This window comes from Synechococcus sp. CC9902 (assembly GCF_000012505.1).
Classification (GTDB): Bacteria; Cyanobacteriota; Cyanobacteriia; order PCC-6307; family Cyanobiaceae; genus Parasynechococcus.
On sequence record NC_007513.1, the window covers coordinates 1724452 to 1737202 of the forward strand.

Sequence of the window (12751 nt, forward strand, 5' to 3'; positions counted from 1 at the left end):
GGGCGCTGGCCATTGTGATGCAGCGGGATGAACCAGCCGCCGGAAGTCTTTACCTCGTCGGCACTCCGATCGGTCATATGGGAGACCTCTCCCCTCGGGCCAGCCATCTTCTAACAACGGTGGATGTCATCGCATGTGAAGACACACGCCATAGCGGACAGTTGCTGAGCAATCTCCAGGCCCGCGGTCGCAGAGTCTCCTTTCATCAGCACAACATTCGTACGCGATTGCCCCAGCTTTTAGAGCTTCTGGCAGAAGGCCAAAGCCTTGCTGTGATCAGTGATGCGGGCCTGCCAGGCATCAGCGACCCCGGCGAAGAGCTGGCCACTGCTGCACGCCAGGCGGGGTATCCCGTGCTGTGTATTCCTGGTCCTTGTGCGGCCACAACAGCTCTGGTGAGCAGTGGACTGCCCAGTGGACGCTTTTGTTTTGAAGGGTTTTTACCCACGAAAGGGAAAGAACGACGACAGCGTTTGGAACAGCTTTCGAGCGAACATCGGACCACCGTGCTTTATGAAGCGCCACATCGATTACTCACGTTGCTGGGCGAACTTTCCAGTTGTTGCGGCCCCGATCGTCCGATCCAAGTAGCGCGAGAACTCACCAAACGCCATGAAGAGCAGGTGGGGCCCACGGTGGAAGCAGCGCTCGCTCATTTTCAACAAACCCGCCCCCAGGGGGAATTCACCCTGGTTTTAGGAGGTGCCACACCCATTGCACAGCCAGCCCCCAATGACGCCGAACTCACAGAGCAGCTGCAACAGCTGATGGCGGAGGGAGTCAGTGCCAGCGATGCTGCAAGACAACTCGCCGCAACAACCGGACTCTCCCGGCGAAGGCTCTACGCATTGCTGCACCAAGACGAGTCAGACTGAAAAAAATAATGGATTCTTTGCTGCCTCGCTTACGACTACTGCTCTGGAGTTTTGGAGGGGGTGCCCTGCTGATGCTTCTGCTTTGCCTTGGCGCACAAAACTTGCAACAGCGTCATCAACTCCAAATCGGGTCGGTTCGTCTTGTGCCACTTCCAACGGGATTTCTCGTTGGCATTTCTCTGGTACTGGGCGTGATTAGTGGAGGGAGTGTGGCCGCGGTTTTGATGCCAGAGCAACAAGAAACCAACCTCGATCCTTAATCAGGCATCGAGGGCAACCACCGTGCCTTCCATCACCAGCCGTGTGATGCCGCGTTTCAACAAGTAAGAACTCGTTCGCTCAAAAACAGTGGTGTCAGGCACCTTGATCACACGCTGGCTGCGACCACATTGGCGTTTCGCGGCCCGAGGGTTGGCAAACAAAAACAAGCCCTGACGATCCTGATCAACGGTGTCCAACGGACCCAATTCAGGAAAATCCCTCAAAGGGCGAGCATCCAACTCCACAACTTTGTCGACCAACATATAAACGCTGTCTGGAAGAACACCGGGGCTGAGGGGCTGCGTTTCCATCGGTGCGGTGCCACTTAGTCCCGCAACACCAATCAAGGGCACTAACTCCGTGAACACGTCCATGGGGACAAACTCCTCCAACGCTGAGCCCTGATCGTCCGACGCCTCTGCAAAATCAGCGGCATCATCAAGCGCAAGGCTGGTCGATTCATCCTCAGAGAGCTCCTCAGCCGAAGACTCTGGTGTGGCGGTTTCGGCCGATGCCGCATCCACGCTTGAAGGCACGTCCAACGGTGGACTCTCAAGCAAGGGTTGCGCCGCGACGGCAGCCGTTCCGCCCTTCTGCCGGCTGGCTTTCAATGCGGCGTAAGCCTCTGGCGGCAACAGAGCTTTAACCGTACGGCTCACCGTATTTGGGCTACAGCCAAATGACTCAGCCAGCGCTGCAGTGGATTCACCTGCCTTGTAACGGCCAACAAGATCTTGCTTCTCGCTATCGCTAAGACGACGCGCTGCCATCCAATGCTGTTACACAGTGACCAAGTTTAGAAGCCAATGGCCAGGATTCATCCCGACCTCTTAGCCCGTGCTGTCAAAATGAGATTGTGCTCCCTTAGCTCAGCTGGATAGAGCAACTGCCTTCTAAGCAGTCGGTCGTGTGTTCGAATCACACAGGGGGCGTTCATCCAACCCAGTAACAAAAAGCGTTCTGGGACAGCTCTTTGCACATAAAAGATCAGTCAGTAAGTGGTGACTTGAGCTGTAGATCAATTGAGCACTAGCTAACAAAGGATTGACCTTGCCTTCAGCCAACCATGCAGATGTATCTTGCGGACTGCATCTTTCCAGATATCGAGGGTCAACTCGCTGCATACAAGAGTTTTTGCGAGTTGTGGGATTCAGGTGAGATGGCAAAAGCAGATAATTTCCCTGGATTTGAAATGCTATTTCGCGTCCATGCACCAGGAGCTGGTCGTGTGACGTGTTTGTTCAAAGCCGAAAGCGATGCACAGATTTTTGAACATTTCGCTCCTTGGCGCGCTCAATACGGCATTGAAATGGACTTCACCCCAGTCATCGGCTGCCAAGACGTTGTAGACCATCACAAAAAACTGTTCGCAAAGATGGCCTAGACGCTTCTGTCATGCAACCGGCCGCCATCACAGCCGTAGCAGCTCAATCGTGCCGGTGCATCCACTCTCTACAGCGCCAACGATGCTGGAGCATGTATCTCAGCTGGCTGATCAGACAGGGATCTCGGCTTCGATTTCCCAGCCCTCCTCAATGAGCTCGCTAGCAACCTGAGAGGCGTTTTGAGAGGCAACATCCACGAGTAGAAACTCCTCTTGGTGGTTGCAATAAATCCTGGTTAGTCCGATCACGGCGGGGGCTCCCGGGCGTCGATACCGCCATGATTACTCGGCTCAGCGGATCAAGCAATCAACGTCATGCCATTCATGCCGTTATTCGCATAGGAATAATGCGGTGGGATCAACCTGGCTATGCCTCAACAGCAAAAAATGTTCGGCGCCCACATCTCCGAATGACTGGAAACCTTCACGGCGATGCCGAAACGCTTCATAAGACTGTGATTACGTACCAATTAGGCAATTAAATAATCAAACAAGTCAATAAACATATTGCAAAATTTCAACAAGAGCAGCAAATAAGTATTGTCAATTGGACCTGAACTAATTCATAGCCCCCTAAGGAATCTAAACATCAGAACGATGAGTTTTGCGATTTAGAAATCATGATTTCCCAACAACTACTAATTTTATAATCGTTTACTTCAGCAGCTGTTCCGACATTGGATGCAATACAAAACGCTGACCACAAAACTAAGCAACTGCGTGCAATCTTAAGTCTTTTACTTTAACTAACCCTGTGGCGCACGATTCATTTTGTATATATTCAGGGCGAAACATGCAGTCCCGAAACTGACAAGCAGAACCAGAAGGTCTTGAGTAGTCATTGTTTGAACCTCAAATAATGGGGAAAAGGTTGATCAACCTTGGGTTTTCTTGATAACAGGCAGATCTGTCGGCTGAGCCAGCACAAAGACAACTGCGGCCGTGAGCACGGAGGTGATTGCAATGAGGGCGAAGATGGCGCCTGAATAATCAGTCATCTGTGCCAAGCTATGAAGTTCTGTAACGAATACTAGGCGAGTTGTAACAGGTTGTAAACACCTCTCAGCTTCTAGGTGCTCGGTGGGCGGTTTCGGGCGACCCCATCCAGGCCAAAGGGCGCGGGAGCAGGCATGGCTAAAAGCTCGTGAGTTTCTACGGATGCGCATCTATTGCTCAAAACGCAGAATGCAATGAGCGGAACGGATCGCAATGAAATCACTTGCACTCAAAACATCTGCCTTCCTTGAGAATTTTTTAATTCAGACCTTACTTTATTTAGTTTTACTCCCCCTTAAATTTATTTATCGCGCGCCACAACCCACCTGGAATGCCTGGTTTGCAAATCAAAGGCTCTGCCAGATCGATGGTCGTTATTGCTGAAATTCACCAGTCGACCAATCCACAATTTCCACCTCATCACAACGAAGGATTGACATGGCTCCATCAGCTCCGCAAACCACAGCTCATAACAACTCCTCTGAGCTACTGGAACACCTGATGGCCGAGGAGATCTCCCTTCAAGTTCAAAAGATTGCTGAGGGTCTCCAGCGAGAAGGTTGGCCTATGGCATTGGTTAAACGCTTCATGCACGTTGCTGTTGAGGATTTACCCGAGTGATCGCTGTCGAAAGCACCATTGACCATTAAGGGCCTGCAGTCCTTGAAGGCGCTACAGGTCTTTTGACTGGTTACTGGGTCGGAGGGATCATGCCCTAGGCATCTTTCATTCGATCTCAGTGAGCCCCACTCGGACAGCGATCACAGTTTGAAGCTTCGCGAAGTGTCTAAAGTTTTTGCAGCAGGTCTTACAGCAACCATCCAGAAGATGTGCAAGGTTTATTGAATGAGTCCTATTTTTCGCTGCCTGGGTTGCGGCCAGTACATCGAGAGGTCTTTAGCGACCTATAAAAAACACAAGGGGAAAATTTTTTGCTCAACCTGCAATGATCGCAAAAGAGTTGAGTCAGCTTCTGATTCGACAAAGACGTAGCACTCGGTCAGCAATAACCCTTTCAAGCACTTTGAATGTGTTGTCCAACATCTCGCAAAGCGTATTGATCGCGCGGGATCAACGATTGGATTCAGTGCATCAAAAGCCAAGCAAGAAGGCCACCAACACCCACACCCTTGGAGAACTGAACCCAAGTCAACCCATAGGTATCAAGTTGAAGTGTTCTCATCATCAAATTCAAAACCTCCTTGTGCTTCCGCACAAAAAGCGAACTATCAGCCGTATTGAGCTGTTGAATCTGCTTGAGCTTGATCTCACCGAGCTTGGCCATTTGCCTCGCGCTTACTAAGTGACTGTAGTCCCAAACAAATCGCCTAGCTGATCAATCGATCAAGAAGGCCCGAGACTTGCGTGGAAATAAGACAGGTTTAACAATCATGAAAGCAACAGACGAAATCATGCAGACTAACGTCAATACAAATACTGACATAGCCGATATAAAGAGAAGCAAACACTAAAGATGCGATACAGACAAGAAAAATAAATTCACACGAAGAAAAATATGTTTGAGTGATCAGTAGCCATCTGCCATCACAATCCATAGTCAAAATGTTTTTCAATACCATTAAAAAAGCCACTAGGGCTCAGCATCATTCCCCCATAGCGGTGGCGTCGGAGCCCATCCCTTACGAACAAGCTCTAGCCAAAGTTTTCTGGCTTCTGCATCCCGGAGATATCGACGCGACTTCAGCAACGCCGGCTCACCATTGGGCATCTCGCGGCCTTGATCCACAAAGACACGAGGGTCCTGCGCCCAAGACCGGGCATCACGATGGAAGCGACATGCCCAGTACCGCTCGCTGTCCGTCAACCAACCCTCCCCCATGCCTCGCCTTCACTACAAGTACATCTGTACTAGCAGTGGAAGTGAGGTTCGTCAAGCGGCCTTGAGATGATTGATTGAGAAGCGTGCACCCATTGACCGATCACCCATAAAACGAGCGCTTAATCTTCTTAAAGCGTGGCTCCACTGGGGCAAGGATGATGGGTCTTCAACTCCACTCAGCGGATTTTCTCCATGACGATGGGGTCACCTATTGCATTAAGCGTGAGTCTCTTGATCAAGACTTCACCATTTATGAGAAACGAGATTGTCAATGGATTGATAGCGGTCTTGATCAAGCAGTGAAAGACCTCAACTTCGCTGAATTCAAACGACTAGGACTTTTGATCAAGACGATCATGGATGCCGACCAATGGATCGCATAACAAGGGATCGCATAACACCGTCTGACCTCAACCATTAAAAATGTCAAACAAAATCGTCATATCAATCGTGGCTTGCTGGCTAGAGCAAAGCAGCCATGCCCTAATCTCTAGCTTAAGGGATTCAATTAGAACCTGAAGCCGTCAAACCTATCCCTGCAACTAGCAAAAATATACTTCCATTCTTCAACCAAAGCGATTCTCATTTAACACCAACAGAATGCATCAAAATCCAGCGACAGGGGTTGATGAAAAATCATGCGAGAGGCTCCAGCAACACCGAACACATACCCAAAGGTTTTATCAACTTTGCTCTTGGTGCCATCAGCAGCCTCGACATGAACACGCCCCATGGCGTTCGCTGCATTGCCAAAAGCTTGGATCACCGCGATCTCTGGACTGCAAGATCACCCAAGAAATCCGATTGGCGCCAATGTTCCGATAGCGAAGCCAATCAATCCAACCCCAATGGGCCCTAGGCTCGCCCCCATTATTGAAAAGAAAACCGATCAGCGCAGGGCTGGCAATCATCGCTAACATAGAAAAGATCACCACAAAGCAATAGATGAATGGGAAGATACTTGTTGGTGGCATCGTAATCTTTTTTATTTTATTCTTTGTTTACGAGAGCTGGCTCATGAGAGGCCTGCCACACTAATCACCATTGTGAGACAGTTCTATCAGGCTGGCGACATATTCAAGGCTAATCACCCGAACACAGGCGACTTAATCCATCAACTTCAATGGATACAAAACAAACACCAGAGAGCAAAACTCTCAGCACAAAAAAAATCACCTCCAGCGCATGGAAAAGATTTCTGGATCGAATCAGACGACGCATCGCTTTTGTTCCATCCGTTGATGACACCGTCAAATCGCTAAAGGACGTGGGGATTGAATTAAAAGACAATCAACCCTGAACACTTTCCCCAAGCATCTTACATCGATTATCGCGATTCAGCTGACGAATAAAATACAATCAGTTATGCAATGCGGGGCTGCAGTGGTTAGAAGCAGTGCGGATAAACAATAACCATACATCCATAATAAAAGTAACAGCTCCACCTATCGCTCATTCTTTTATCGGAAATCAAAAGCGCTTAGAACTCATAGAGTCACAGATGATGGCGAAGCAAGTCATCTGCATTCAAGATCACCTTTCACCTCTGAAAAAGAAGAGCACAACCACAGCCCGGCATAAATTAATTACATAAACGCCTTAGAAAACCTGGAGTTCTCGCCTTCTGAAACGTTATCTCTGAGATCATATTATTGATCTTATTGATAACATGAACTTCAATCTTAGTAACGACACTATACATTTTCCATAGCCCTACCTGGTTCTCTGATCTGGCATAAGTGACTTGCCAGGAATCCCCAACAGGGGTAACAGTAATTTGCGTCCAAAAAACTTTATTGCCATCCCCAGGGAAGAGGAAGTACTTAATAGAACCATCTTCTTTTTTTTCTTTGTCGAATCCAAGATCCTTCAGTTGACGGTCGAGGTCTTGCATAGCAACGGATCTACTTGAATCACTCTGGCGATGAACGGATGATCCGCATGCCATTAATGCCAAATCAAACAATTTGCTCTTGGAGCCCTTGGAGTGGCAGCGCACCGCCAACCCACAGCAGACCACGCCGTTGTTATTCCAAAAGTCGATAGTCAGCCATCATTCGACGAGAGTTACACCACTGCAAAGCTTCTCAGTGTTGGATCATTTCAAACCTGCTTATCAAATCACCAAAAATGTCTACAAGCTCTAAGGAGCAAAAAATATTCCTCAAGAAATACTCAGAAGAGTTTAATCATTGACGAGAATTTATATCTATAAATTATTGACAACAAGAGGTATGCATACAACGCAATCTAACTCTTTGCAACTCGAAGAGTAAGGGTGACTAGCTCGAGGCCACAGCATCCGCATGGATTCCTTGCATCGTATTTTCTAGTTGGGCAACATCCTGCAGACCATTGGCATCGAACCATGGTGCTGTAGCCCAATCAAAACCCTCACCAAAGGTGTTGTCCGGTGCCACAACGTACCAATGACAACTGACGTCGGGGACATCAACAGCGCATTTCGACCAATCGGCTTTCCACTGGGGTACTTGAACCCACATGACAGCCGCAAAAACCAGTGAAAAGAGGCTTCGCAGCATGAAACTCATTAGATCGATGCCGGACCTTAGTCGAAATCCCTGATATGGGAAAGCCTGAACAACGACTAAAAACACCGGAGTTCAGTCCGCTTGAGATTGATGGGACAGCAAGATTCGCTAAGCCATCGCACATATCCATCGCTCAATCTATTTCTTAGGCGGTGGCTTGATCAACTCGCCCGTTTGCAGCGACACCACACCGAAACTGACCACAAACACCAATGCAACTAAACCAAGAAAACCAGCGGTGAGATTACTAATTTCCAACTCACCCAGCATGAATCCAAAAAACTGCATAGCTGTCCTGAAAGATCCCTTTAAAGCGAACTAGCGACGAATTAAACGCACCACCACCACAGCTGCCAAAGCCGCAAGAGGCCAGATCAGCCAACTGAGTGGCGGAAAGGCAATCGCCAGAACAAGTCCCGCAGCGAAAAAAAGTAAAAATCGTCCAAGGGTCATAGACAGGATTTAATTCGTCGAAACAAAGCCTACGCAGCTGCTTCGGAAAAGGCTATTGAGCAATTCCACTCGCTTGACAGCACCGTTCGCCAGGCTTTTGATCGGCATATTCTCCAGTCTCAAAGCCGCTATCACAGGATGAACGAAACCACATTCGACGTAATCCCCACTCAGGACGAATCTGGTTATTGGGTCAGGATTTGTTCCAATGATCATTGCTGTGATGCATTTGTTTCCTCGATGCATCTCACTGAGGACAAAAAGCCCCAGCTCATGAAATGCATTCGTAAAAGCTGAGATGCCCCATGTATCGATTAGTCCTCAAACAACGTAATTCCACTCGCCTGCTCCTCGAGATGCTCTGCCCTGTCTAAAACGGCTTTCAGTACATCTTCCGGACCAGGAAGAATAGAAAGCTGTTCCAACATGTACGCCACATCCCTAGTTGCCGTAAGAACCGCGGGTGAAACCTGCTCTAAAGGGATCGATCGAGATTTTTGACGCTTGTGCTGGGACTCCACTTTGGGTTTAACGCGCTTCGTCATTTCTGCGATGATTTTTTCTATTCTGATAGCCCAACCGGTCGATCAGTGAAATCGCGCCATAACTGGGACGAAAGATGGAATAACTCCTTATTGATCACCATAGAAACGGCAGTAGCTCAACATTTCTAGATTCGAAATTCCTGTCCATCGCTCCGCTTGAACCAAGGCGTTGGACTCTTCAGCACTGCCATCTGGTGCTCCCCAATACACAGCACAAAGCGAGCGCATTCGATCGTTATGAGCATCACGAGCGTCCATTCGCACTGCAACAATCGTCACCAACGCTACGCAAACCGCAACTGTGACGTGAAAAACGGATTTGATCTCATTGCGTAAAGAGCCCATCGCAGCAAATTGGAAGGAATGATGTCGGTTTCGATGTGAGTTCGCTGAAACGACACGTTCTCATCAACAAATCCGACATCATTAAAGTATCGAACTGGTGGTAATGCAGACCCCAAGACCCGTCAACGACCCCGCGAACACAGTGATTGTGCTTGTAGCCATCGTGCTCAGCGCTCTCTTACTTGTCGGTCAAGCTCTATTTATTGTCCCGGCAGGCAAAGTTGCCGTGGTGACCACGTTAGGGAAAGTGAGTGGAGGGTCTCGCCTCCCTGGACTCAATCTCAAAATTCCGCTGATCCAGTCCGTCAATCCTTTCGACGTTCGCACCCAAGTGCGACCTGAAGAATTCTCAACTCTTACGAAAGATCTTCAGGTGATTGAGGCCACTGCAACAGTGAAATACGCGGTTCGATCGGAAGAAGCTGGCAGAATTTACAGAACTATCGCAAGCAACGATCGTGATATCTATCCACGAATTATTCAACCTTCACTTCTCAAAGCTCTTAAATCAGTTTTCTCCCAATACGAACTCATTACGATTGCAACTGAGTGGAATGATATCTCTGCAATCGTTGAACGTACTGTCGCGGAAGAATTGAACAAGTTTGATTATGTAGAGGTTAGAAGTCTTGACCTCACCGGACTACAAATCGCCAAAGAATATCGTGCGGCGATCGAACAAAAGCAGATTGCAGAGCAGCAACTTCTTCGCGCCCAAACTGAGGTGAAGATTGCAGAACAAGAAGCGATCCGTTACGACACCCTCAATCGCAGCCTTGATGATCAAGTGTTGTTCAAGCTTTTTATCGACAAGTGGGATGGCAGAACAGAGGTTGTACCGGCACTGCCTGGGAGCGCCGGCGGCACCCCTCCAGTCATTGTTGGGCGTCGAAATTAAGCCGGTAAATCTTTGATAGCGAATCAAGAGCAGCTTCTTGAGGAGGGTGACCGCCTCGACAAGCTGCGCCGCAGTTACGACGGAGATGATGCTGTCGATGAGTCGTATGTGGTTTTAACGATTGGCGCCAGCCTGATCGCAACCCTTGGACTCCTCGCCAACAACGCTGCAGTCGTAATCGGTGCAATGGTTGTCGCCCCGTGGATTCTTCCCTTGCGAGCCCTGGTGTTCGGAAGCTTGATCGGCGATAGAAAACTGTTATTACGCGCGGTGGCCACCCTTGCCATCGGAGTGGCGATTACCACGTTGTTGTCGATGGGGCTCGGCCTGATCGCCGGCAACATGGACCTACTAAGGGTTGTTCCAAAAGAAATCACTGCTCGCCTGCAACCCAATCTTTTGGATCTCGGCATTGCTCTCGCCGCGGGAGCCATCGCCACTTACGCCAAGGTGAACCCTGGGGCGGTGAGTTCCATGGCCGGCACAGCCATTGCGGTTGCCCTCGTACCTCCAGTCTGCGTGATGGGAATCATGCTCGCGGCTGGTGAATTAGACGACGCCCAAGGAGCGGGTTTGTTGTTTTCTGCCAACTTATTGGGAATTTTAATCGGCGGAATCATTGTTCTTGCAACCCGCGAGCCCTACTTCCGGGAAAAACTTCGAACGCAAAACCGTTCACGCTTGCCATTGCTGATTGCACTCGTCTTAGCTATTTCCGTAGGTGAAAAGCTTTACGGACGCCTGAAACGACACGTGTATGCAGTGAAAATCGAAGATGCGAAGGTACGCATTGAAGGTGGCATCCGATCCTATTTAAAACGACAAACGACTACTTTTGGAAATAACAAATCATTGGATGTTGCCAGTATTTCTTTCGACTGGCCAGATTATTGGGAACGACATCGTTCTCCTCAGCTGCAAGTTGTTGTGCGAGTCACAGACCCAACAACGCCGAGCTACAAGCAAGTGCAATACATCCAGGATCGTATCAACGAAAAAATGGGAAAAAACTTCCCTAATCTTAAACTTCAGATGAAAGTTCTACGAATCAATATGACAGTTGTGTCGGGGAAAGACGTCACTCCTGAGTCTACAAAATTCAATCTTCAACGAATCTTGGGACAAGACACGATTCAAGACATATCACTACCAGAAACTGACATTGAAGGAGAACACAAAGGCAAACTTGAATCTCCCACAACAAAGCTCCAATGATTTGAGGCAGAGGTCTTCTGTAAATCAAGATGTTCTTCCAGACCGACTTAACTCCTCCGATCTTCTCTTGCGAATTCGAAGATTTTAGCAGGAGCGAACAACCAAGCTCCGCACCCTCCATAATCAAGCCATCTCCAAACAAATTAGAGATGTTTAAATCTATTTACGCGTCAGAATAATGAACAAAGCATGAATCACGGCTGCTGGCCACATCCCGAACAGCACAGGGAAGCCAAATCCACCGACTGCAAACAAATAGATCAGTAGATTGATCCAAAAATCTCTCCCCAGCCCAACTTGGGTAAACACACCCAGCGGCGGAATAAACAGCGCAATGATGATGCGAAAAATGTCGCCGAACGTCATTAGTCCTGCTCAAGGGTTCCCATTGATCAATAGCAATGCTTCAAACAAAACGACAACACACGTCTGAGCTTCACTCATAGGGCCCAAAACGAGTTGCACATGCAGCGCCAAGCTGACATCCCAGCTCAATGGCTCTCTCTAACGGCCACTGGGCCGCAAGACCAGCAAAGACACCCGCGGCAAAACTATCGCCGCACCCATAGGTTTCGATCAACGGGCCCGGCAGGGCACTGGCGCTGTAGCGATCACCGGTACTGATCATCCCCCCCGCTTCACCTTCCGTGGAAATCTGAATCGCTGGGAGAGGCGACAACGCTCCTGGTTCCACGATCTCTGCTGGATCCAGTCCGCTCCCAATTAAGGCATCGATTTGGACGCCAGCGGATCTCAACACCGCCAAACCAACCCGCGGCGTTGCTGCCAGTACGGGCACGGTCCTAGCGATCTGCACCAAAGCGGCATCGGCCGCCGTGACGAACGCACCATCACATTCACGCAAAACATCCCAAGGCAAGGGATCGCTCGAAACAGGAGTCAGACGATCACCAATCACCGTGATTCCTCGATCTCCTCCTTCATCCACCAAGCTGATGCCACGACGGGTGGGAGCGTCGCGCCACGCCACATGGACTTCAACACCTCTCTCCTGAAGACGCTGAACACAGGCTTCTCCAACGGAATCACGTCCCAGGGCCGTGAAGAAATGCACAGGCCGATCCACAAGTTGTGCCAACTGAACAGCAATCACGGCTCCAGCACCTGCCGGCTCCTCAAGCCGCTGTTGGGCATGACTAATCAAGCCCGGTTGAGGCCAATGATCCACGGCAAGAAAATCAACCCATTCGATATGACCAACAACGGCTAAACAAAGCTGTTGGAGCTTCGGAGGCGACTCAAGTTCCAAAGGCTGATTCAAAACAACAGGAGCTGGGTGAGTGCAAGCTTCGTATCCAACTCCAGTGCCCGTCTTGATGAGACCAAAGGCCGTAGATGGATTCATCTAGCTGCCAACAAAAAGCCC

The 12751-nt window shown here is 49.3% G+C and carries 21 protein-coding genes and 1 tRNA gene; 10 read left to right on the plus strand and 12 right to left on the minus strand.

All coding sequences use genetic code 11. The annotated features are described in order from the left end of the window. Window positions 1-17 precede the first annotated feature (17 nt). Together rsmI and SYNCC9902_RS09065 are read left to right on the plus strand one after the other, a co-directional pair. The gene (gene rsmI / locus SYNCC9902_RS09060; RefSeq protein WP_041425177.1) at window positions 18-875 is read left to right on the plus strand and encodes a 16S rRNA (cytidine(1402)-2'-O)-methyltransferase; all 858 of its coding nucleotides are present in this window, start codon (window positions 18-20) and stop codon (window positions 873-875) included. Between the two features lie 17 nt (window positions 876-892). Further along, on the plus strand, window positions 893-1135 hold the full coding sequence (locus tag SYNCC9902_RS09065) for a hypothetical protein (RefSeq protein ID WP_041425519.1): 243 nt from the start codon (window positions 893-895) through the stop codon (window positions 1133-1135). On the opposite strand, the gene SYNCC9902_RS09070 is transcribed toward SYNCC9902_RS09065, so the two are convergent. Further along, entirely contained in the window at window positions 1136-1906 is a 771-nt protein-coding gene (locus SYNCC9902_RS09070; RefSeq protein ID WP_011360561.1) for a helix-turn-helix domain-containing protein, read from the minus strand. An 88-nt stretch (window positions 1907-1994) separates the two neighbouring features. Between SYNCC9902_RS09070 and SYNCC9902_RS09075 the strand changes: the two genes are divergently transcribed. Together SYNCC9902_RS09075 and SYNCC9902_RS09080 are read left to right on the plus strand one after the other, a co-directional pair. Then, window positions 1995-2068 (plus strand) — tRNA-Arg (locus tag SYNCC9902_RS09075). Between the two features lie 134 nt (window positions 2069-2202). Beyond that, complete coding sequence (locus tag SYNCC9902_RS09080; protein ID WP_011360562.1) at window positions 2203-2520, plus strand: DUF3303 domain-containing protein; 318 nt, start codon at window positions 2203-2205, stop codon at window positions 2518-2520. A gap of 111 nt (window positions 2521-2631) precedes the next feature. Here SYNCC9902_RS09080 and SYNCC9902_RS12775 read toward each other — a convergent pair whose 3' ends face one another. Continuing rightward, complete coding sequence (locus tag SYNCC9902_RS12775) at window positions 2632-2769, minus strand: hypothetical protein (protein ID WP_198001736.1); 138 nt, start codon at window positions 2767-2769, stop codon at window positions 2632-2634. Between the two features lie 960 nt (window positions 2770-3729). Here SYNCC9902_RS12775 and SYNCC9902_RS12580 point away from each other — a divergent pair. Continuing rightward, complete coding sequence (locus tag SYNCC9902_RS12580; RefSeq protein WP_156771116.1) at window positions 3730-3900, plus strand: hypothetical protein; 171 nt, start codon at window positions 3730-3732, stop codon at window positions 3898-3900. A 54-nt stretch (window positions 3901-3954) separates the two neighbouring features. Further along, a complete protein-coding gene (locus SYNCC9902_RS09085; protein ID WP_011360563.1) occupies window positions 3955-4137 on the plus strand; it encodes a hypothetical protein in 183 nt (60 codons plus the stop codon). 463 nt (window positions 4138-4600) lie between these two features. Here the strand turns inward: SYNCC9902_RS09085 and SYNCC9902_RS09090 are convergent, their stop codons facing one another. Further along, window positions 4601-4801, minus strand: a complete 201-nt coding sequence (locus SYNCC9902_RS09090; RefSeq protein WP_041425178.1) for a hypothetical protein — start codon at window positions 4799-4801, stop codon at window positions 4601-4603. 306 nt (window positions 4802-5107) lie between these two features. Beyond that, window positions 5108-5356 (minus strand): DUF1651 domain-containing protein, encoded by a 249-nt coding sequence (locus SYNCC9902_RS09095; protein WP_011360565.1) that lies wholly within the window; start codon window positions 5354-5356, stop codon window positions 5108-5110. Window positions 5357-5514: 158 nt separating this feature from the next. On the opposite strand from SYNCC9902_RS09095, the gene SYNCC9902_RS09100 reads away from it, so the two are divergent. Then, a complete protein-coding gene (locus tag SYNCC9902_RS09100) occupies window positions 5515-5739 on the plus strand; it encodes a hypothetical protein (RefSeq protein WP_041425521.1) in 225 nt (74 codons plus the stop codon). Window positions 5740-5984: 245 nt separating this feature from the next. After that, window positions 5985-6215: a hypothetical protein gene (locus SYNCC9902_RS12585; RefSeq protein WP_156771117.1), complete on the plus strand. Its 231-nt coding sequence runs from the start codon at window positions 5985-5987 to the stop codon at window positions 6213-6215. Window positions 6216-6938: 723 nt separating this feature from the next. On the opposite strand, the gene SYNCC9902_RS09110 is transcribed toward SYNCC9902_RS12585, so the two are convergent. The 6 genes from SYNCC9902_RS09110 to SYNCC9902_RS09125 form a co-directional block, all read right to left on the minus strand. Further along, complete coding sequence (locus SYNCC9902_RS09110; protein WP_369776185.1) at window positions 6939-7355, minus strand: hypothetical protein; 417 nt, start codon at window positions 7353-7355, stop codon at window positions 6939-6941. Window positions 7356-7638: 283 nt separating this feature from the next. Further along, window positions 7639-7899: a hypothetical protein gene (locus tag SYNCC9902_RS09115; RefSeq protein ID WP_041425523.1), complete on the minus strand. Its 261-nt coding sequence runs from the start codon at window positions 7897-7899 to the stop codon at window positions 7639-7641. Between the two features lie 147 nt (window positions 7900-8046). Then, a complete protein-coding gene (locus tag SYNCC9902_RS12780; RefSeq protein WP_011360570.1) occupies window positions 8047-8196 on the minus strand; it encodes a hypothetical protein in 150 nt (49 codons plus the stop codon). A 30-nt stretch (window positions 8197-8226) separates the two neighbouring features. After that, window positions 8227-8361, minus strand: a complete 135-nt coding sequence (locus tag SYNCC9902_RS12960; protein WP_255346175.1) for a hypothetical protein — start codon at window positions 8359-8361, stop codon at window positions 8227-8229. 314 nt (window positions 8362-8675) lie between these two features. Continuing rightward, a complete protein-coding gene (locus tag SYNCC9902_RS09120; protein WP_011360571.1) occupies window positions 8676-8906 on the minus strand; it encodes a hypothetical protein in 231 nt (76 codons plus the stop codon). A gap of 87 nt (window positions 8907-8993) precedes the next feature. Beyond that, on the minus strand, window positions 8994-9185 hold the full coding sequence (locus SYNCC9902_RS09125) for a hypothetical protein (protein ID WP_232179211.1): 192 nt from the start codon (window positions 9183-9185) through the stop codon (window positions 8994-8996). Between the two features lie 169 nt (window positions 9186-9354). On the opposite strand from SYNCC9902_RS09125, the gene SYNCC9902_RS09130 reads away from it, so the two are divergent. Together SYNCC9902_RS09130 and SYNCC9902_RS09135 are read left to right on the plus strand one after the other, a co-directional pair. Continuing rightward, entirely contained in the window at window positions 9355-10149 is a 795-nt protein-coding gene (locus SYNCC9902_RS09130) for a prohibitin family protein (protein ID WP_011360573.1), read from the plus strand. Between the two features lie 12 nt (window positions 10150-10161). Continuing rightward, on the plus strand, window positions 10162-11364 hold the full coding sequence (locus tag SYNCC9902_RS09135) for a DUF389 domain-containing protein (protein ID WP_011360574.1): 1203 nt from the start codon (window positions 10162-10164) through the stop codon (window positions 11362-11364). A 159-nt stretch (window positions 11365-11523) separates the two neighbouring features. Here SYNCC9902_RS09135 and SYNCC9902_RS09140 read toward each other — a convergent pair whose 3' ends face one another. Both SYNCC9902_RS09140 and SYNCC9902_RS09145 read right to left on the minus strand, forming a co-directional pair. Beyond that, window positions 11524-11730 (minus strand): YqaE/Pmp3 family membrane protein, encoded by a 207-nt coding sequence (locus tag SYNCC9902_RS09140; protein ID WP_011360575.1) that lies wholly within the window; start codon window positions 11728-11730, stop codon window positions 11524-11526. A 70-nt stretch (window positions 11731-11800) separates the two neighbouring features. Next, window positions 11801-12730, minus strand: a complete 930-nt coding sequence (locus SYNCC9902_RS09145; protein ID WP_011360576.1) for a PfkB family carbohydrate kinase — start codon at window positions 12728-12730, stop codon at window positions 11801-11803. Window positions 12731-12751 lie beyond the last annotated feature (21 nt).

Bases quoted from the DNA above. Each gene is read 5' to 3' on its own strand.
- SYNCC9902_RS09145 (WP_011360576.1), bottom strand. From the start codon at position 12,730: ATGAATCCATCTACGGCCTTTGGTCTCATCAAGACGGGCACTGGAGTT.
- SYNCC9902_RS09080 (WP_011360562.1), top strand. From the start codon at position 2,203: ATGCAGATGTATCTTGCGGACTGCATCTTTCCAGATATCGAGGGTCAA.
- SYNCC9902_RS12580 (WP_156771116.1), top strand. From the start codon at position 3,730: ATGAAATCACTTGCACTCAAAACATCTGCCTTCCTTGAGAATTTTTTA.
- SYNCC9902_RS09070 (WP_011360561.1), bottom strand. From the start codon at position 1,906: ATGGCAGCGCGTCGTCTTAGCGATAGCGAGAAGCAAGATCTTGTTGGC.
- SYNCC9902_RS09100 (WP_041425521.1), top strand. From the start codon at position 5,515: ATGGGTCTTCAACTCCACTCAGCGGATTTTCTCCATGACGATGGGGTC.
- SYNCC9902_RS09095 (WP_011360565.1), bottom strand. From the start codon at position 5,356: ATGGGGGAGGGTTGGTTGACGGACAGCGAGCGGTACTGGGCATGTCGC.
- SYNCC9902_RS09130 (WP_011360573.1), top strand. From the start codon at position 9,355: ATGCAGACCCCAAGACCCGTCAACGACCCCGCGAACACAGTGATTGTG.
- rsmI (WP_041425177.1), top strand. From the start codon at position 18: ATGCAGCGGGATGAACCAGCCGCCGGAAGTCTTTACCTCGTCGGCACT.
- SYNCC9902_RS09140 (WP_011360575.1), bottom strand. From the start codon at position 11,730: ATGACGTTCGGCGACATTTTTCGCATCATCATTGCGCTGTTTATTCCG.
- SYNCC9902_RS12780 (WP_011360570.1), bottom strand. From the start codon at position 8,196: ATGCAGTTTTTTGGATTCATGCTGGGTGAGTTGGAAATTAGTAATCTC.
- SYNCC9902_RS09115 (WP_041425523.1), bottom strand. From the start codon at position 7,899: ATGCTGCGAAGCCTCTTTTCACTGGTTTTTGCGGCTGTCATGTGGGTT.
- SYNCC9902_RS09085 (WP_011360563.1), top strand. From the start codon at position 3,955: ATGGCTCCATCAGCTCCGCAAACCACAGCTCATAACAACTCCTCTGAG.
- SYNCC9902_RS12585 (WP_156771117.1), top strand. From the start codon at position 5,985: ATGAAAAATCATGCGAGAGGCTCCAGCAACACCGAACACATACCCAAA.
- SYNCC9902_RS09120 (WP_011360571.1), bottom strand. From the start codon at position 8,906: ATGACGAAGCGCGTTAAACCCAAAGTGGAGTCCCAGCACAAGCGTCAA.
- SYNCC9902_RS12960 (WP_255346175.1), bottom strand. From the start codon at position 8,361: ATGACCCTTGGACGATTTTTACTTTTTTTCGCTGCGGGACTTGTTCTG.
- SYNCC9902_RS09090 (WP_041425178.1), bottom strand. From the start codon at position 4,801: ATGGCCAAGCTCGGTGAGATCAAGCTCAAGCAGATTCAACAGCTCAAT.